This is a genomic window from Mesorhizobium sp. M1C.F.Ca.ET.210.01.1.1, from assembly GCF_004791585.1.
Classification (GTDB): Bacteria; Pseudomonadota; Alphaproteobacteria; order Rhizobiales; family Rhizobiaceae; genus Mesorhizobium.
Genome location: NZ_SRUU01000012.1, coordinates 169,258 through 188,109, shown reverse-complemented (window position 1 = coordinate 188,109; position 18,852 = coordinate 169,258). Strand labels below are relative to the sequence as shown.

14 protein-coding genes and 1 pseudogene are annotated in these 18,852 nt (G+C 64.9%); 9 read left to right on the top strand and 6 right to left on the bottom strand.

The window, feature by feature from the left end:
* Window positions 1–8: 8 nt before the first annotated feature.
* From EN853_RS16230 to EN853_RS16210, 5 genes and pseudogenes are all read right to left on the bottom strand, one after another.
* A complete protein-coding gene (locus EN853_RS16230) occupies window positions 9–1,121 on the bottom strand; it encodes an ABC transporter permease (RefSeq protein ID WP_127860760.1) in 1,113 nt (370 codons plus the stop codon).
* A pseudogene (gene rbbA, locus EN853_RS16225) lies at window positions 1,121–3,896 on the bottom strand (ribosome-associated ATPase/putative transporter RbbA). The gene EN853_RS16230 and the pseudogene rbbA overlap by 1 nt, the downstream one beginning before the upstream one ends.
* The gene (locus EN853_RS16220) at window positions 3,893–4,960 is read right to left on the bottom strand and encodes an HlyD family efflux transporter periplasmic adaptor subunit (protein ID WP_127860759.1); all 1,068 of its coding nucleotides are present in this window, start codon (window positions 4,958–4,960) and stop codon (window positions 3,893–3,895) included. The pseudogene rbbA and the gene EN853_RS16220 overlap by 4 nt, the downstream one beginning before the upstream one ends.
* Window positions 4,961–5,262: 302 nt before the next feature.
* Window positions 5,263–6,618 (bottom strand): glutamine synthetase family protein, encoded by a 1,356-nt coding sequence (locus EN853_RS16215; RefSeq protein WP_127860758.1) that lies wholly within the window; start codon window positions 6,616–6,618, stop codon window positions 5,263–5,265.
* Between the two features lie 288 nt (window positions 6,619–6,906).
* On the bottom strand, window positions 6,907–7,605 hold the full coding sequence (locus tag EN853_RS16210) for a GntR family transcriptional regulator (RefSeq protein WP_127860757.1): 699 nt from the start codon (window positions 7,603–7,605) through the stop codon (window positions 6,907–6,909).
* A 237-nt stretch (window positions 7,606–7,842) separates the two neighbouring features.
* Here EN853_RS16210 and uxuA point away from each other — a divergent pair, with 237 nt between their 5' ends.
* A complete protein-coding gene (uxuA, locus tag EN853_RS16205) occupies window positions 7,843–9,027 on the top strand; it encodes a mannonate dehydratase (protein WP_127860756.1) in 1,185 nt (394 codons plus the stop codon).
* 6 nt (window positions 9,028–9,033) lie between these two features.
* Here uxuA and EN853_RS16200 read toward each other — a convergent pair whose 3' ends face one another.
* Window positions 9,034–9,843, bottom strand: coding sequence for a LuxR C-terminal-related transcriptional regulator (locus EN853_RS16200; protein ID WP_127860755.1), 810 nt, complete (start codon window positions 9,841–9,843; stop codon window positions 9,034–9,036).
* A gap of 118 nt (window positions 9,844–9,961) precedes the next feature.
* Between EN853_RS16200 and EN853_RS16195 the strand changes: the two genes are divergently transcribed.
* From EN853_RS16195 to EN853_RS16160, 8 genes are all read left to right on the top strand, one after another.
* Window positions 9,962–11,098 (top strand): ABC transporter ATP-binding protein, encoded by a 1,137-nt coding sequence (locus EN853_RS16195; protein WP_127860754.1) that lies wholly within the window; start codon window positions 9,962–9,964, stop codon window positions 11,096–11,098.
* Complete coding sequence (locus EN853_RS16190; RefSeq protein ID WP_127860753.1) at window positions 11,079–12,242, top strand: spermidine/putrescine ABC transporter substrate-binding protein; 1,164 nt, start codon at window positions 11,079–11,081, stop codon at window positions 12,240–12,242. The genes EN853_RS16195 and EN853_RS16190 overlap by 20 nt, the downstream gene beginning before the upstream one ends.
* Before the next feature lie 77 nt (window positions 12,243–12,319).
* Window positions 12,320–13,183 carry an ABC transporter permease gene (locus tag EN853_RS16185; protein WP_127860752.1) on the top strand — a complete coding sequence of 288 codons (864 nt, stop codon included), beginning with the start codon at window positions 12,320–12,322 and terminating at the stop codon, window positions 13,181–13,183.
* Window positions 13,183–13,995 (top strand): ABC transporter permease, encoded by an 813-nt coding sequence (locus EN853_RS16180; RefSeq protein ID WP_127860751.1) that lies wholly within the window; start codon window positions 13,183–13,185, stop codon window positions 13,993–13,995. Before EN853_RS16185 ends, EN853_RS16180 begins: the two co-directional genes overlap by 1 nt.
* Window positions 13,996–14,006: 11 nt before the next feature.
* Window positions 14,007–14,768 (top strand): glucose 1-dehydrogenase, encoded by a 762-nt coding sequence (locus EN853_RS16175; protein WP_127860750.1) that lies wholly within the window; start codon window positions 14,007–14,009, stop codon window positions 14,766–14,768.
* A 386-nt stretch (window positions 14,769–15,154) separates the two neighbouring features.
* The gene (locus EN853_RS16170) at window positions 15,155–16,531 is read left to right on the top strand and encodes a glutamine synthetase family protein (protein ID WP_127860749.1); all 1,377 of its coding nucleotides are present in this window, start codon (window positions 15,155–15,157) and stop codon (window positions 16,529–16,531) included.
* A gap of 2 nt (window positions 16,532–16,533) precedes the next feature.
* On the top strand, window positions 16,534–17,832 hold the full coding sequence (locus EN853_RS16165) for an FAD-binding oxidoreductase (RefSeq protein WP_127860748.1): 1,299 nt from the start codon (window positions 16,534–16,536) through the stop codon (window positions 17,830–17,832).
* A 213-nt stretch (window positions 17,833–18,045) separates the two neighbouring features.
* Window positions 18,046–18,834 carry a DeoR/GlpR family DNA-binding transcription regulator gene (locus tag EN853_RS16160; protein ID WP_245517019.1) on the top strand — a complete coding sequence of 263 codons (789 nt, stop codon included), beginning with the start codon at window positions 18,046–18,048 and terminating at the stop codon, window positions 18,832–18,834.
* Window positions 18,835–18,852: the final 18 nt, after the last annotated feature.

The window sequence follows — 18,852 nt, the reverse complement described above, 5'->3', positions numbered from 1 at the left end:
TTCCGGTGCTATTTCAGGAATTGACGGAAGCGGCGGAGCGAGAACGCAAACAGCAGCGTACCGATGAACAACAGTGCCGCAAGCTGCGGCCAGACGACATCGAGGCCCGCGCCGCGGAAAAGCACCGCCTGGGCCAGCATGACGAAATGCGTGTTGGGCGCGGCGAGCATGATGGCCTGGATAGCGAGCGGCATGCTCTCGCGCGGAGTCACGCCGCCGGACAGCACCTGCAGAGGCAGGAGCACCATCATCAGCAACAGGCCGAATTGCGGCATGGAACCGGCGATGGTGGCAAGGAATATCCCCATGCACGTCATGGCGACAATGTCGAGGGCCGCGCCCACCATGAAGAGCGCGATCGATCCGTTGATCGGGACCGACAGCAGTCCCTGGATGACGAAGACGAGCGCCAGGCCGGACGCTACGAGCACAACGATGCTCATCGACCAGATCTTGCTTGTCATGATCTCGAACGGGGTGACCGGCATCACCAGGAGGTGCTCGATCGTCCCGTGCTCGCGCTCGCGTATCAGCGCCGCGCCGGTAAGCACGATCGACAGCATCGTGATGGAGGAGATCGCATCGGTGACGGCGCCGAACCAGCCCTTGTTGAGTTCGGGGCTGAAGCGCGCCCGCATGTCGAGGTCGACCGGAAGGGAAGCCTTGGAGCGGTAGTGGTTCAGGAATTCGTCCACCTGTCCGGAAACGATCGACTGAATGTAACCTCCGCCGGTAAATGCCTGCGACATACGGGTGGCGTCGATGTTGAGCTGAACCGTTGGCGACCGGCCGGCCAGGAGATCGCGCTGGAAGTTCGGCGGAATGTCCAGCGCGAAGGTGTCCGTGCCTGAATCCATGCGGCTGTCCATCTCAGGCTGGGAGATAAGCAGGGGCGCGGTGAAGTAGGGCGGATAAAATGCCGTGACGATACGCGATGAGACCGGCGACTGATCCTCGTCGACGATGGCGATCGGAGCGTGATTGAGCGTCTCTGGCATCGCCTTGGACGCGGTGTAGATGGCGGCGGTGAAGGCGTAGACGATCAGCACTAGCATCATCGGATCCCGCACGAGGCCGCGCAGTTCCTTTATGCCGAGGTTGTATATGTTGGCGATGCGCATTAGCGGGCCTGTTTTCTCAAGAAAGCCGCTCCAAGGCCGAGCAGCACCGGAATGGCGACGAGCAACGGCACGAACGCGCCGGACAGGTCGGCAAAGCTGAGCGCCTTGGAAAAGACGCCGCGCGAGATCGTCACGAAATAGGTGGTCGGATAGATCCGGCCGATGAACGCGCCCACGCCCTGGAGCGACGACACCGGATCGATCATGCCCGAATATTGGGTGGCGGGGATCATGGTAAGCAGCGCGGTTCCGAAGATTGCCGCGATCTGGCTGCTCATGAAGGTCGACAGAAAAAGTCCCATTGCCGTCGTGGCCATGACGTAGAGAAGGGCAGCGACCGCGAAAGCCGGAAGACTGCCGGTCAGGGGCACGCCAAAAATGAAGATGGCAAAGATCGTCAACAGCGCGAAGTTCAGCATCGCAAGGACGACATAGGGGATCTGCTTGCCGACCAGGAACTCAAGCCGGGTCACGGGCGTGACGTAGAAATTGATGATGGAGCCGAGTTCTTTCTCGCGTACGACGCTCAGTACGGCCAGCATCGCCGGGATCAGCAGGAGAAGCATCGGGATAACGGCCGGAACGATGGCGTCGAGGCTTCGTACGTCGGGATTGTAGCGATAGCGGATATCGAGCTGGAAGGCGCTGGCGGTGGCGGCGTCGCCGTAGAGTTCGCGCGCCTTGCGCGTAAGCCAGCCGGCATGCATTCCCGAGACATAGCCCTGCACGGTTTCGGCGCGCGCCGGCATGGCGCCGTCGATCCACGCGCCGATCGTGACTTGGCGGCCGCGCGCGAGGTCGCGTCCGAAGCCGGGTGGAATCTCGATGGCGAGACTGAGTTCCCCGTCTTCCATGCGCCGGTCGAGATCGGCATAGTCGGTGATCGGAGCCTTCTCGGTGAAATAGCGCGAGCCGGCGATCTGGAGCGTATAGTCCCGGCTGATCGTCGTGTCGTCGCGATCAAGGACGGCAAAGGAGAGATTCTCGACGTCCATGTTGATGCCGTAGCCCACGACAAACATCAGGATGAGGCTGCCGATGGTGGCCAGCGTGGCGCGGATCGGATCGCGTACGAGTTCAAGCGCCTCGCGCCGGGTGTAGGCGAACATGCGGCGCAGATCGAAGAAACGGCCGGCACGGCTCTTTTCAGGGCGGCTATGCGGCGCACCGGGCGCTTCCGCGAGCGGCATTATTTCAGCGGCTGGGCCGGGCGTATCAGGCTGCTCCAAACCTGCCGCTTCCTCCAGATATCCGACAAAGGCCTCCTCCAGCGTTGCCGCCGAGCGGCTCTCGACGATGCTGGCGGGCGTGTCGCTGATCAGGACTTTGCCGGCATGCATGAGCGAGATGCGATCGCAGCGCTCCGCCTCGTTCATGAAATGCGTGGAGACGAAGATCGTCACGTTCCCCTTGCGGGAGAGGTCGCCAAGAATCCGCCAGAACCCGTCGCGGGCAACCGGATCGACGCCGGAGGTAGGCTCGTCGAGGATCAGTATCTCCGGAGAATGGATCATCGCCACCGCCAGCGACAGCCGCTGGCGGATGCCGAGCGGCAACGCTTCGGGCAGCGTGTCGACATTGTCGGCCAGACCGAACTGACGCGCGACCTCCTCGACCCGGGACGGGATCGCGGCGTCGGCCATGCCGAAGAGACGGGCATGCAGCACCAGGTTCTGCTGAACCGTCAGCTCCGAGTAGAGGGAGAATCCCTGCGACATGTAGCCGACACGTCGCCGCACTTCGATGTCGCGAGGGTCGATCTCGCGTCCAAACAGCCGTGCCTTGCCCTGGCTCGGCTCAAGCAGTCCGGTCAGCATCTTCATGGTGGTCGTCTTGCCGCAGCCATTCGAGCCCAGGAAGCCGAAGATTTCGCCCCGGCCGATGCGGAAGCTCACGTCGTCGACGGCGGTGAAATCGCCGAAACGCATGGTGAGGTGTTCGGCCTCGATGGCGGACACACCGTCGGCATCGGCGGGCCGCGGGGGGATCACCACTGTCTCGTGGCTGCCTCGCTTCTGCGGCGGGAGAAGGGCGATGAAGGCGGCGTCGAGGTCGGGCGCGCCGGTCCTTTCAAGCAGGTCGGCCGGGGCTCCGGATGCGAGCACCCGGCCTCCATTCATCGCCACCAGCCAGTCGAAGCGCGAGGCCTCCTCCATGTAAGCCGTTGCGATGACGACGCTCATGCCGTCGCGGCTCTTGCGGATCTCATCGATCAGTTCCCAGAACTGGCGGCGCGACAAAGGATCGACGCCGGTGGTCGGCTCGTCCAGGATCAGGAGGTCCGGATCGTGGATGAGGGCGCAGCAGAGGCCGAGTTTCTGTTTCATGCCGCCCGAAAGCTTGCCGGCCTGCCGATCGGCGAAAGGTGCAAGCCCGGTGCGCCTCAGAAGCTCACCGATGCGGCGTTCCCGCTCCTGCCGGTCATGCCCGAAAAGGCGGCCAAAGAAGTCGATGTTGTCGAAGACGGACAGCGTCGGTGCCCTGCGGCATATAGGCGATCCTGGGGTAGACGCTCTGCCGATGATGGAGATCGGCCATGTCGCCGCCCAGCACCTCGACATGCCCTTCCTGTATCGTCCGCGCCCCGGCGATCAGGGAAAGCAGGCTGGATTTGCCGACGCCGTCCGGTCCGATCAGGCCGACCATACAGCCGGCGGGGACGTCCAGCGATATGGCATTGAGAGCCTCGACCTTTCCATAGACATGGCCGACGTTCTCCAGCCGCGCGACCTGTCTTGAAGACAAGGCCGCGGCGCCGTCCGGTCGAGCATTCATTGCACAAGCTCTCCCTGGACGCCGTCCGGCCATTCAGCCTGCGCATCGAGTCGCACATAGGCCACACCGGGCAGACCGGTCTTGACCTGCTGGATATATTTGCGGAGCAGCTCCGGCGGGATATGCGCCTTGATCCGGAACATGAGCTTCAGGCGCTCTTCTTCCGTCTCCACGGTCTTGGGTGTGAACTGGGCGACGTCCGCGACGAAGGTTACCTTGGCGGGGATGATGTATTGCGGTGCCGCGTCGAGCACGAGGCGCACCTCGGAGCCGAGCGCGACGCGTCCAGCCTGCGCGGTAGAGAGGAAGAAGGTCATGTAGACGTCTCCCAGGTCGACGAGGTTGAGCACACGTCCGCCGGCCGCGAGCACCTCGCCGGGCTCCGCCACACGGAATTGCACACGTCCATCGCGCGGCGACTTCAGCGTTGCATCGTCAATGTCGGCATCGATGCTCTCGATTGCCGCCTGTGCGGCATCGACCGCGGCCTTGGCATCGACCACTTGTGCCCTCGCCGCGTTGATGGCCGCCTCGCTGGCGGCGAGCTGGGCCTGCGCCGCGGCCACCGCGGCCTTGGCGCTCTGCTCGGCGGCGCGGTCGTTGTCCAGAACCTGCTGGGAGACGGTGTTGTTGACCGCAAGCTGCTGGGAGCGCGCCAAGGTCCGCTCGGCGGCGTCGAGCTCAGCCCCGCGCTGAGCAACGACAGCGGCCGCTGCCGTCTTTTCGGCTTCGCGTTGCGTCACCAGGCTGCCGGCGGTATCGACCCCGATGGTGGCGCGCTGCAGCTGCGCCCCGGCCTGGCGCTGCTGAGCCTCGAGCTGCGTGGTATCCATGCGGGCAAGCACTTCGCCGGCTTTGACGAAATCACCTTCGCCGACAAGGATTTCCTTGATCCGCCCTGGCGCCTTGGTGGAGATGTCGATTTCGACCGCTTCGATGCGGCCGTTGCCGCTGGCGATGCCTTGCGGCGGCGCCCCGTCCTTGGATCTCTGCCACGCGTAGTAGCCGGCTGCTGCGAGAGCGATCAGAACAACGGGGAACAGCCACCGTGGTGAGCTCTTCATAGCTGGCCTCCCGCGTCGCGCGACGCGCCGGCTGGCGCGGGCGGTGCAGAATGGATCTGTTCAGGGCTCAACTTGATGCCGACCATGGCAGGGGGGACTCCGTTCAGGGCTGCGGGTTGAACGGGACCAAAACAGAGGCCCGGCATGCCGACCTTGATCCGCATCAATCGCGGGAGAGCATGCCCGCGGCGCGGAACGGAGACGTTGTCGAGGCCACCAGAAAATCCGCGCGCCGTTCCATCGCATCGAGGCGCGCGCCGACCTTCGGATTGACCGATCGCAATGCGAGCGGGTGCGCCGACTCAGACGCTTTCGAGATAGGTCTCGATCTCGAAGTCGCTGACGTTGAGCGCGAAGGTGTTGAGTTCCTGGCGCTTGCAGGCGATGAAGCCGTCGCGCAGCACGGCCGGGAAGATTTCCGAGACACGCGGCCCGGTCTCGAAAGCGGCGATCGCCGATGCCCAGTCCGGCGGCAACTTGGCGAGCGGCAGCCCCTGTCCCTCGCCGCCGGTCGGCTCGCCGGGCGACAGTTGCCGTTCGATGCCGATCAGCGCCGCGCCCAGGATCGCCGCCAGCACCAGATAGGGGTTGGCGTCCGCGCCGGAGACGCGATGCTCAATGCGGCGCGCGGCCGACGGGCCGCCCGGAATGCGGATCGCCACCATGCGGTTCTCGTAGCCCCAGGCGACGGCGGTCGGCGCGTAGGAGCGCGGCCGCAGCCGGCGGTAGGAATTGAAGTGCGGCGCGAACACCAGCGTGCTTTCGGCCATGGCCGAAAGCAGGCCGCCGACGGCATGGCGCATGGTCTCCGAGCCTTGGTCGCTGCCATCGTCGAAGATGTTGCGGCCTTCCTTGTCGACGACGCTGAAGTGGACATGGAAGCCGTTGCCGGCGCGCTCGCCATAGGGCTTGGCCATGAAGCAGGCGGCGAAGCCGTGCTTGCGCGCGATGCCCTTCACGGTGCGCTTGAACAGCACCGCGTCGTCCGCCGCGCGCAAGGCGTCGGGAACATGGTTGAGGTTGATCTCGAACTGGCCGACCCCGTTCTCGGCGATCGCGGTGTCGACCGGAATACCTTGCATGCGGCAGGCTTCGTAGATGTCATGGATGAAGGCCTCGAAATCGTCGATCTCGTCGATCGAAAGCGCCGCGTCGGAATCGAGGCGCCGGCCGGTGACCGGCGAGACAGGACCGACAGGCCGCTGCGACGTCGGGTCGACGAGGTAGAATTCGAGTTCCGTGGCGGTGACAGGCGTCAGGCCGAGCGCCGCATAGCGGTCGAGGATGCGGGCCAGCGCGCGGCGCGGGTCGCCGAGATAGGGCGCGCCGGTTTCATCCGCGAGCCAGAGCGGCAGAAGCGCGGTGGGATGCGCCGTCCAGTTGACGGGCAGGATGCCGCGTCCGGTCCAATGACAAAGCCCATCGGCGTCGCCGGTCGAGAAGACCTGGGCGTTGCCTTCGATGTCCTCGCCCCAGATGTCGAGCCCGATCAGCGAATAAGGCATGCGCAGCTTGCCTTCGAGCGCCTTGCGCGCCTGCTCGACCGGTATGCGCTTGCCGCGCATGATGCCGTTGAGGTCGCACACCGCGGCCCTGAGGCTTTGGATGTCGTTCCTGCTTTCAAGCCAGTTCAAAACGTCCGCGATTGCATCGCCCAATTTTCAGCCTCTGTTTTTTCGGAGGTGCTGTAGCCCATACGGCTACGATATCCCATTTTCAGCTTGTGAGTTCTCGAAGGTCGCCCTGGCTGTCGCCTGGGAATTTTCTTTCATTTTTTCAAATCACTAGCTGGGATATCGGGCGGCATTTCGGGTCCATTTTGTGCGATCTGCGATCGCAACATAGACGGCGAGTGACGGAAAGCCAAGGGGGCATTTGAGCGGTCACCGTCAGGACGGTTGCTGGATGGTGAAGGCCGACGGCGGTCGGCCTACTCGCTGCGGCCCCTAATGCCGCAGCTCCGGGAACTTGATCTGCTTGAGTATGTGTGTGGCACCTTCGTCGATGTCGCGCACGATGGCCGCGCGGGCCCGTTCGGCGTCCTGCGCCTCGATCGCTGTCACCACCTCCTCGTGATAGTCGATGCCGAGAATGCCGGCGAGGTCGTCCTCGAACCCGATGCGCAGGTTGCGCAGGAAGGGCCCGACCTGCATCCAGACCGTCTCGATCAGGAAGATCATCTGCTCGTTGCCGCAGTGGCGGTAGATCGAGAATTTGAAGTCGTGGTTCTTGCGCAGATAGTCGTCGATGTCGCCGCTGCGGGCGGCCTGGGTGAGCGCGGCGCTGTGGCGGCGGATGGCGCGCAGATTGTTGCCGTTGATGCGCTTTGTCGCGAGTTCGGTGGCGGTACCTTCCAGGATCGTGCGCACGTCGGTCAGCTGCTGGAAACGATCGGCCGAGATCGTCGGCACCTCGACGCTGCCGTTCGGCATCGGGCTCAAGGCCTTGAGCGCCTGCAGCCGCATGAAGGCGCTGCGCACCGGCATGTCGCTGGTGCCGAGCTCCTTGGCGAGCTTGCGCGAGGTCAGTTTCTGGCCGGGCTGGAGCTGGCCCGACATCAGCGCCCGCACCAGTTCCAGATAGACTTTCTCATGCAGGGGTACTGTGTCGAGGGCAGTCAGTCCGAATTGTGTCTTGTCGGCCATTGGCTATGCGCTGCTTCGTCCGTCCTGAAATCTGTTTCGACACGCAATCTGCCGGGATACCTGGCCGGCGGGTCGCACGATAGACGGTTAAAGCGCGCCGCCGCAAGGGAGGCCAGGGCGCCATTCCGGCTGGCCCAACGGCGCCATGGCCGGTACCGGGCCCTGCCGCAATCACCCCATTTGACGGATGTCGTCGTCCGACAATATGGTCGATCGCAATCATGGAAAGAGGCAGTCATGGAACAATGCTGGCGCTGGTACGGCCCGAACGATCCGGTCACGCTCGATCACGTCAAGCAGGCAGGTGCCGCGGGCATCGTGACGGCGCTGCACGGCATCTATGACGGCAGCGCCTGGCCGCTGGATGCGATCCTCGAGCGCAAGCGCATCATCGAGGCGGCGGGCCTGACCTGGTCGGTGGTGGAGAGTATTCCCGTCCACAACTCGATCAAGACCGGCTCACCCGAGCGCGAGCGTTACGTCGGCTGGTACAGGGACACCATCCGGGCGCTCGCCAAGGCAGGCATCTCCACCATCTGCTACAATTTCATGCCGGTGGTCGACTGGACCCGCACCGATCTGATGTACAGGCTGCCGACCACCGGCTATGCGCTGCGCTTCGACGCGCTCGATTTCGCTGCCTATGACGCCTTCGTGCTGAAGCGGCCGAATGCCGAGGCGAGCTACAGCCCGGCCCGGCTCAAGGAGGCGCAAGTGCGGCTGAAGACGCTGAGCGCCGAGGACATCGACAGGATAGAGCGCAACCTGATCGCCGGCCTGCCGGCCACCGAGCGCACCTACAATCGCGATACGATGCGCGAAGCGCTCGCCGACTATGCCGCGATCGGGCCGGCGGAGCTGCGCGCCAATCTCGCCTGGTTCCTGAAGGAGATCATCCCGGTCGCCGAGGAAGTCGGCGCGCGTATGTGCATCCATCCGGATGATCCGCCCTTCTCGCTCTACGGCCTGCCGCGGGTCGTCTCCACCGCCGATGACGCGCGCTTCATCCTGGGAGCGGTCGACAGCCCTTCGAACGGCCTCACCTTCTGCACCGGCTCCTACGGCGTGCGCGCCGACAACGATCTCGTCGCGATGATCGAGGAATTCGCGCCACGGATCCATTTCGCGCATCTGCGCAACGTGACGCGCGAGAAGGACGGCTCCTTCTATGAGGCGGAGCATCTGGAAGGCTCGACCGATATGGCCGCAGTCGTCCTGGCGCTGATGAAGGAGGAGGCGCGCCGCCGTGAGGCCGGCCGGTCCGACTGGCGCATTCCGATGCGCCCCGACCATGGCCACCTGCTCGCCGACGATATCGGCAAGACCAGGATCAACCCCGGCTACTCGCTGATCGGCCGGCTGAAGGGCCTTGCCGAGCTGCGCGGCATCATGCGCGCGGTGGAGCGGTTCGAACTGGCCTGAGGTCCGTCAGCTGATCCGCGCGTCGATGATCTCGACGAAGCGCGCGAAGAGGCCGGCCTGCGACTTGATCTTGAGCTTGCGATAGATGTTGCGGCGATGGACCTTGACGGTGCCGGGCACGATCCTGAGCGCCCTGGCGATCGATTCCGTGGAGTGGCCTTGCAGCACAAGGTCGACGACCTGTTTTTCGCGCGAGGTCAGCGACAGGCTCTTCCAGATATGCGCACGATCGAGCTCGTTGGCCGTCGCGACGGCCTCGCCCGGTGGCGGGGCCGCCACCTCGTCGGCAGGCAGGGCCGGCCAGCGGAGCTTGCAGAAACCGATCACCGCCGGCGCCATGTCGCGCAGCAGCCTGGCATCGGCAGTTCCGAACGGCCCGGAGGCGCGCAGCCGCATCAGCGACAGCACCAGCGCATCCTTGCCGGCCAGCGGGACGAAGAATCCTACCTCCTCGGCGAGCCTGGTCTGGCTGTAATAGGAGCGGTAGTACTCGCTGGCGTAGAAGCGGTCGGGTGCCAACTCGCGCATGCGCCAGAAACCCTCCTTGCGCTCGACCGCTGCATGATGGAAGGGGTCGAGCAGATAGGGTCCCTCCTGATAGAGCGCGACGAAGATGTGGCTTTCGGCCGGCGAGAAGGTCTCGAACAAGAGCGGCGGCCGCCCAGCGCCGCGATAGCCGAAGATCACGCAGTGGTCGAAGCGGACATGTCCGCGCAGCCAGCCGACGATCGCCTTGCCGAAAAGGTCGCCGCCGGTCTCGCGCGTTGCGGCGATCACGGCGGCCAAGGCGTTGTAGTCGTCACTGCGGGAGGCCAAGTCATACCCCTCTGAACGATAAAATCGTCTAAATATACCACCCGCGAGGTATATACTAGCTGCTATTGGCTCTGCTAGCGTCACGACATTGCCTCACGCTGTCGCTGGAGCCCGTGGCTTGACTGCAGTGCCCGATATCGAGTTTCGCGCGGTCACCAAGCGCTACGGCGCCGTTACCGCGGTCAGCGGCATCGACCTTGCCATCCCGCCCTCCGCCTTCGTCGCGCTGCTCGGTCCCTCCGGCTGCGGCAAGACGACCTGCCTGCGCATGATCGGCGGCTTCGAGCAACCGAGCGAAGGCCAGGTGCTGATCCGCGGCCGCGACATGGCCGGAACGCCGCCCTACCGGCGCCCGGTCAACATGGTCTTCCAGCAATACGCACTGTTCCCGCATCTCGATGTCGAGGAGAACATTTCCTATGGCCTGCGCCAGGCGAGGCCGCGGCTGTCATCGCGCGAGATCGCGTCAAGGGCCGGAGAGGCCCTGGCGATGGTGCAGCTCGCCGGCTACGGGCGCCGCAAAATCCACGAGCTCTCCGGCGGCCAGCAGCAGCGCGTCGCGCTGGCCCGCGCATTGGTCAACAAGCCGGCGGTGCTGCTTCTCGACGAGCCGCTGGCGGCGCTGGACAAGAAGCTGCGCACCGACATGCAGATCGAGCTGCAGAACCTGCAGCGCGAGATCGGCATCACCTTCGTGCTGGTCACCCACGACCAGGAGGAGGCGCTGTCGATGAGCGACTTCGTCTGCGTCATGAATGGCGGCCGCGTCGTCCAGCTCGGACAGCCGAGCGAGATCTATGACGAGCCGGCCGACCTGTTCGTCGCCGACTTCGTCGGCAAGACCAATCTCTTGAGCGGCAAGGTGGCAGGCTTGTCCGGCGACCTCGTCGACGTCGCGCTCGCCGACGGCACGGTCATCGCTGCCCGCAAGCGGGTGCCGCTCAACCGGGGTGAGGCCGTATCCGTCAGCCTGCGGCCGGAATCGCTCAGCCTTTCGGCGCCTGGCGAGGGCAGCTTGAAGGGCATCGTGCGCAACCGGATTTTCCTCGGCTCGACGGCGGAATACGCGATCGAGGTCCAGGGCATCGGATCACTGCTCGCCAAGGCCGACCACCTGATCGGCCAGGGCAACCTTTTCAAGCCGGGCGAACCCGTCGCCATCGGCTTTGCCGCCGGAGCGCCGCTGGCGTTTCCGCAACTCAAGAACAACGGGACCAACCAGAGGGAAGACCAACATGTCGAAATCCTATCGTGACGGACTGCCGATAAGCCCTGAAAAATTCGTCGACCAACTGATGCGCCTGAAGCGCGGCTCGATCGGCCGGCGCGAGTTCCTCGGCCTCACCGGTCTTGGTGTCGCGACCGCGGTGATGGCGCGCGAGCTCGGTATCATGCCGGCGCCGGCCTTCGCCGCCGAAAGCCTCGGCGACCGCATGTCGATCGCCACCTGGCCGAACTACCACGACCCGCAGACCTTCGAGAATTTCAAGGCCGAGACCGGCGTGGCCGTCGAGGTCAACGTCTTCGGATCGAATGAGGAGATGCTGGCCAAGCTCCAGGCCGGCGGCTCGGGCTGGAGCCTGTTCGTGCCGACCAACTACACCATCTCGACCTACAAGAAGCTCGGCATCATCGAGGCGCTCGACATGGCCAAGCTCGGCAATTTCGACGGCTCGCAGGAAGATGCGCGCTTCACCGCTGAAGGCACGATCGACGGGACGATCTACGCCGTGCCGAAGAACTGGGGCACGACCGGCTTTGCCGTCAACACCAAGAAGCTCGCCAAGCCGATGTCGAGCTGGAAGGAGTTCTGGGACACCGCCATGGCGGAAGGCGACGGTCGCGCCATGGTGCATGACTATCAGCTCACCACCATCGGCAATGCGCTGAAATATTACGGCTATTCGTTCAACTCGCTGAAGCAGGACGAGCTCGCCAAGGCTGAGGAGCTGCTGCTCAAGGTCAAGCCGCATCTGTTCGCGGTGTCGAGCGACTACCAGCCGGGGATGCGCGCCGGCGATGCCTGGATGACCATGTGCTGGACCAATGACGGCGCGCAGCTCCACCGCGACATCCCGGAGATCGCCTATGTGCTCGGCAAGGAAGGCGGCGAGATCTGGACCGACTTCTACGCCATTCCCAAGGATGCGCCGAACAAGCCGGCCGGCTACGCGCTGCTCAACTACCTGATGAACCCGAAGGTGGCGGTGAAGGAGCATCTCGCCAATGGCGCGCCCTCGACCGACGCGCGCGTCAATGCGCTGCTGCCCAAGGAGGTGCTGGACAATCCGATCCTCTATCCGGCGGCGGATCTCTTGAAGCCGCTGGAGTTCGGAGCGGCCGCGACGCTCACCGATCCTGGCCGCGCCGAGCTGATGGCGCGTTTCAAGTCGGCTTGACCGGCACCGGCCACAAATCCGATCCAGACAACGCAACCGGCGGACGAACGTCCGCCGGTACTGAAGCGGCTTTCTCGATGCGCGGCAGTCTCCTACGCAAAAATATCCTGACCGCGCTGTTGCTTGCCCCGGCGACGCTGTGGCTGGTGGTGTTCCTGGTGCTGCCCTTCATCGCGATCGCCATCTTCAGCGTCGGCGAGCGGGCGCCCGAGGGCGGCTATCAGGCCGCGCTCACCTTCGCGCAATATGCCAACCTGCCGGCGCGGGCGACCGCCTTCTGGAACACGATGGTGCTGGCCCCTGTCGGCGCGCTCGCCTGCCTGTTCGTCGCTTATCCGGTTGCCTACTACCTCGCTTTGCGCGCGCCGCAGCGCTGGCGGCTGATCCTGCTCGCGCTGATCGTCATCCCGTTCTGGACCAGCCTTCTGATGCGCACCTATGCCTGGATGTACATCCTCGGCGGGCGCGGCATCCCGGCCCTGCTCGCCTATGTCGGCATCGAGGACCTCAGGCTGATCAACACGCCGGGCGCGGTGCTGCTCGGCATCGTCTACGGCTACCTGCCGCTGATGATCCTGCCGATCTATGTCAGCCTGGAGCGGCTCGACCGCCGGCTGCTGGAGGCTTCCGCCGATCTCGGCGCGACGCCGCTTTCGACGTTCATCGGCGTGACGCTCAGGCTGTCGCTGCCCGGCGTGATGACCGGCTTCTCGCTGGTTATGATCCTGTTGCTCGGCGAATATCTGATCCCGACGCTGCTCGGCGGCGGCAAGGTGTTCTTCATCGGCAACGCGCTGGTCGACCTCTTCCTGCAGTCGCGCAACTGGCCGTTCGGATCGGCCATCGCCATCACGCTGGTGCTGGTCTCGGTGGTTGTGCTGATCGTCGCCAACCGCATCTCGACCCGGCTCTCGGGCGCACGCCGGGTGGACCTGATCTGATGCGTGCCTTCGTCGTCGCCGTCTTCGCCTTCCTCTATCTGCCGATCGCGCTGGTCGTGCTGTTCTCCTTCAATGCCGGCCAGCACGCCAGCGAGTTCACTGGCTTCTCCGTGCAATGGTACGGCAAGGCGCTGTCGAACCCGTTCCTGGTCGAGGCGCTGAAGAACAGCCTCTTTATCGCCACCACCAGCGCACTGCTCGCGGCCTTCTGCGGCACGGCCGCGGCGCTCGGGCTGCAGCGTGTCGGCGCACGGACGCGGGCGCTCTTCGATGCGCTGCTGGGCGCCGCGATCGTTGTTCCTGGCGTCGTCATCGGCATCTCGACGCTGGTGGCGCTGGTGCAGCTTTTTGCGGTCGTCAATCCGTTCCTCGCCTCGCTGTGGCCGACCGACCAGCCGCCGCGGCTTGCGCTCGGCTATGGCTCGATCATTGCCGCGCACGGCCTGTTCTCGATGGCGCTGGTGACGATGATCGTCGGCACCCGGCTCAGCAGCCTCGACCGCAACCTGGTCGAGGCATCGGGCGATCTCTACGCCACGCCACTGACGACGTTCCGCTCGATCGTGCTGCCGCAGATCATGCCGGCGGTCATAGCGGGCTTCCTGCTCGCCTTCACCTTCTCCTTCGACGATTTCATCATCGCCTTCTTCGTCGCCGGCGCGCAGACGACGCTGCCGATCTATGTCTTTGCCTCGATCCGGCGTGGCGTGACGCCGGAGATCAATGCCATCGCGACGATCGTGCTCGCCGCCTCGGTCCTGCTCGTCCTGCTCGCCCAATGGCAGCTCGGCCGACGGAAACCATCGCCTTGAAAGACAAGTCCATGATTTTGAAAGATCGCATCGCCGTGGTGACGGGCGCCGGTTCGGGCATCGGGCGCGCCGGCGCCATGATCATGGCCGAGGAAGGAGCGATTGTAGTGATCGCCGACCGGGACAATGCCGCCGGCGAAGCCACGGCGGCCGACATCCGCGATGCCGGCGGCCGCGCCGAGGCGGTCGCCACCGATGTCGGCAATGACATGGCGGTCGAGGAACTGATCGCCGGAACGCTCAGCAGGCACGGCCGGATCGACATCCTGCACAGCCATGCCGGCATCCAGGTCGGCGGCACCCTCACCGAAGTCAGCACCGACGGCATGGATGCCTCGTGGCGGATCAACGTGCGGGCCCAGTTTCTTGCGGCCAAGACGGTGATGCCGGCGATGATCGCGCAGGGCGGCGGCGTCATCCTCAACACCGCGTCCAATTCAGGCGTCTTCTACGACCGCGAGATGATCGCCTACGCCACGTCCAAGCATGCGGTGGTGGCGATGACCAGGCAGATGTCGCTCGACTATGCCAGGCACAACGTGCGCATCAACGCGCTCTGCCCGGGCTGGGTCGACACGCCGTTCAACGAGCCGTTCATTGCCCAGATGGGCGGTCGCGACGCGATCGAGAACTATGTCCGGACCAAGATCCCGATGGGACGCTGGGCGAGCGCGCAGGAGATCGCCGAAGCCATCCTGTTTCTCGTCTCCGACCGCTCGTCCTTCATGACCGGCCAGGCGCTGGTCGTGGACGGCGGCGAGAGCATCGGCTGAACTGGTCCAGCAGAGCGGGCTTGCGCCGGCAGCCAGGATCGGTCAAACCATAGGCTCCACCTTGATGAGACCCGTCATGCAAGCCGCTGAACAGCAATACCGCGCAAGGCATTCCATTGTTGCCGGCGGTATTTCATTTGCGGGAGCGGGGTACCACTGATCATGCGCTGCTGCCGCCACGAGAACCTGCAGCGTGCGGAAGAGACGAAGGTCGGCTCGCATGTCGTTCGCGACGGCTGGACCGAGGGGGTATGCGGGGCGCTCGATCCGGCCAGCCGGCCGGCCACCAGGCGGGCGTCCGTCATTCAGATAACGCAGCTCACTTAACGCTCAAACCGAAACGGACGTGCCCGCCGAAGATCCTCTCCTTCGTACGGACATGACCGATGCCTGACAAACAAGACACTTCACTATCCAGCAGCGCCGATCCGCAAAGCTGGCTGACGACGCATGGGATAAACGAGGTCGAGTGCCTCGTGCCCGACGTGAATGGCGTGCTGCGCGGCAAGGCCTTGCCGGCGGCCAAGTTCCTCAAGTCGCTCGAGGACCGGGCGCTTTACCTGCCGAGCAGCGCCTTCCTGGTCGCCATCGATGGCCGCTATTCCGGCTCCATCGATGAAGGGTTCGCCTATCAGGACCCCGACATGCGCATGGTGCCCGACCTTTCGACGCTCATCCCCGCGCCGGGTGGCGGCGCCGGCAAGGCTTATGTCTTTGCCGACACGTTCCACATGGACGGCCGGCCGTGGATGGCTTCGCCGCGCCATGTGCTGAGGGCTGTGCTCGACCTCTACCGCCGGCACGGCTGGCGCGCGGTGATGGCGCCGGAGCTCGAATTTTACCTCACGGCGCCAAACCCCGATCCTGACCGGCCGCTGACCGCGCCGGTCGGGCGCAACGGCCGTCCGGAAAGCGTGCAGCATCCTTACGACATGCAGGCGCTTGAGGAGTTCGAGCCGGTTATCCAACGCATCTATGCGCATTCGGCGGCGGCTGGGTTGCCGCTCGACACGCTGATCCACGAGTCCGGCACGGCGCAGTTGGAAATCAACTTCCTGCATGGCGATCCGCTGGCGCTGGCCGACAAGGCGCTGCTGTTCAAACGTATTGCGCGGCAGGCGGCGCAGGCGAGCGGCATGCACGCCACCTTCATGGCCAAGCCGATCGCGGCCCAGGCCGGTAGCTCGATGCACCTGCACATGTCGATCCTAGACGAGAGCGGCGAACCCCTGTTTGCCGGCAAAGACGGCGACGACACGGAGATGTTCGCCCACTTCATCGGCGGCCTGCAGAAATACATTCCCGAAGTGATGCCGCTGTTCGCTCCCAACGTGAACTCCTATCGCCGCATCCGGCCGGGTCACAGCGCGCCGGCCAACATCGAATGGTCGCACGACAACCGCTCCTGCGGACTGCGCGTGCCGATGGGCGGACGCGCGGCGCGGCGGGTGGAGAACCGGCTGCCAGGGGCAGACGCCAATCCGTATCTGGCCATGGCCGGTTCGCTGATCGCCGGCTATCTCGGCATCGAGGAGAAGCTTGCCCGCTCGGCCGAAGCTTTCGGCAACGCCTATCGCAGCAAGAGCACGCTGCCGAAAACCATGGAGGAAGCGCTCGACCGCTTCGCCGCCTGCGAGCCCGTGCGGGCGCTGCTCGGCGAGGATTTCTTCCAGACCTATCTGCGCGTGAAGAGCGTAGAGCTCGACCTGTTCCAGAGCGTCGTCACGTCGTGGGAACGCGACCATCTGCTGCTCAAGGTGTGACCATGGCTCGTTCAACAGGTTTCAATTCCGGTCTCGACATCGGCAAGTCCTACTACGTCGCCACCGCCAATCCGGCGCCGGACCATCCGGCTTTAGCCGGCGATGTCGAAGCCGACCTGGTGGTGGTCGGCGGCGGCTGCACAGGTCTTTCGGCGGCGCTTCATGCGGCCGAGCGCGGCCTGAAAGTGGTGCTGCTCGAAGGCGGCAAGATCGGCTGGGGCGCATCCGGGCGCAACGGCGGCCAGATGATCCCCGGTCTGCGCAAGGGCGCCGTGGGGCTGGTCAAGGCGTTCGGGCAGGAACGGGCCAAAGCGCTGTTCGACTTGGCCTTCGAGGCGCGCGGGCTGGTGCTCGACATCATCGAGCGCCATGGCATCGATTGCGATCTGCGGCTGACCGGCCATCTGGTCGGCGCCGTCAACAGCTCGGACATCCGAGACTTCGAGGAAGAGGCCGAGTGTCTCGCCAAAGTGATGAACTTCCAGGATGTCGAGATCCTGTCGGCGGCGCAGGCGCGACAGATGGTGGATACGCCCTACCAGGGCGCGGTTTTCGAGAGGCTCGGCGGCCATATGCATCCGCTGAACTACACGCTGGGGCTTGCGCGCGCCGCGTCCGGCGCCGGTGTTGCCATCCACGAGAACTCGGTTGCGGTGCGCCTCGAGCGCGAGCCTTCCATCCGCGTGTTCACCGACAAGGGCTCGGTCCGCGCCCGCCATGTCGTGCTGGCCGGCGATGCGCTGCTCGAGGGGCTCGAGCCGCGCGTCAACAGCCGCATCATGCCGATCGGCAACTACATCGTCGCCACCGAGCCGCTCGAAGGTGCGCGCAACGTCATCCCGTCCAATGTCGCGGTTTCGGATACGCTGTTTGTCGTCAACTATTACCGCATGTCGGCGGATGGCCGCCTGCTGTTCGGCGGCGGCGAGCGCTATACGCCGTCGCCGCCGGCCGACATCGCCGGCTTCGTGCGCCCGCATATGGAAAAGACTTTTCCGCAACTCAGGGGCTGCCGAATCGACCATGCCTGGGGCGGGCTGGTGTCGGTGACGACGTCGCGCCTGCCGCATGTCGGGCACTACGGCGAGGTCTATTTCGCGCATGGCTATTCCGGCAAGGGCGTCATCCTGTCGACGCTGTCGGGCAAGCTGCTGGCGGAAGCGATCACGGGCGATACTTCCAGGCTCGACCTGTTCTCGACGCTGACGCCGCTGCCGTTCCCGGGCGGCACGGCGCTGCGCGGTCCGCTCTACGTGCTCGGCATGCTGTGGTATGCGATGCGCGATCGCCTCAGGCATTAGGGTCTGTCGATATTCAGGTGAGGCCGGCCTGCAAACGGCGGCTTCCTGCGCTTCCGGTGCTCACGTACTTTGACTACGCTCCGCTCCGGTTCTCGGAAATCACCGTTTTCGGCTCGGCCTGACCTGAATCTCAACAGACCCCAGGCTGGCTTTCCCAGCCTCGGCGTGGCTAATGTTCTCACGCCGGGGGCGAGATCCCGGTAAGGAAGAGCTATGAATATCGAGCCGGGCCGGCTGACGAAGAAGGAGCGACATGAGCTGATCCTGTCGGAGGTCCGGCGCTCGGCATCGATCCGTATCTCCAAGCTTGCCCGGCGCATCGGGGTGGCCGGCGAGACCATCCGCCGCGATCTCATCGAGCTCGGCGAGGCGGGTCTCATCAACCGCACCTATGGCGGCGCGACGATTGCGCTGATGACGTCGGAGCCCGTGATTGCCGAGCGCGGCCTGACGCTAGTCGAGGAGCGCGCCCGCATCGGCCGCGGCGTGGCCGGCCTGATCGAGAACGGCCGCATCGTGATGATCGACGGCGGCTCGACCACCTACGAGGTTGCGCGCAGCTTTTCCCAGCTGAGACGGGATCTGACCGTCATCACCAACTCGATCGGCGTCGCATCGGTCGCCGGCGCCAATCCGAGCTTCCGCGTCATCCTTTGCCCCGGCACCTATGACAGCCGCGAGGCCAGCGTGCTCGGCGAGGACACGGTCGAATTCGTGCGCCGCTACAATGCCGACGTCGCCATCATCGGCGCTTCGGCCGTGAACGCCGAAGGGCCGAGCGACATGGTCTCGGGCGCGGCGGCGGTGAAGCGGGCGATGATGGCGCGGTCGCTGTCGACGATGCTGGTCGTCACCAACGACAAGTTCGGCCGCAGCAGCCTTGAAAGCGTTTGCCCGCTGAGCGCGCTTTCCGACGTCGTCACCGATCGTGACCCGGCAGCTAAGCTCCGCGCCGCGATCGATGAAGCCGGCGTCGAAGTGCACGTCTTCGCCGAGAGCTAAGATAAATGGCTGGCTGGA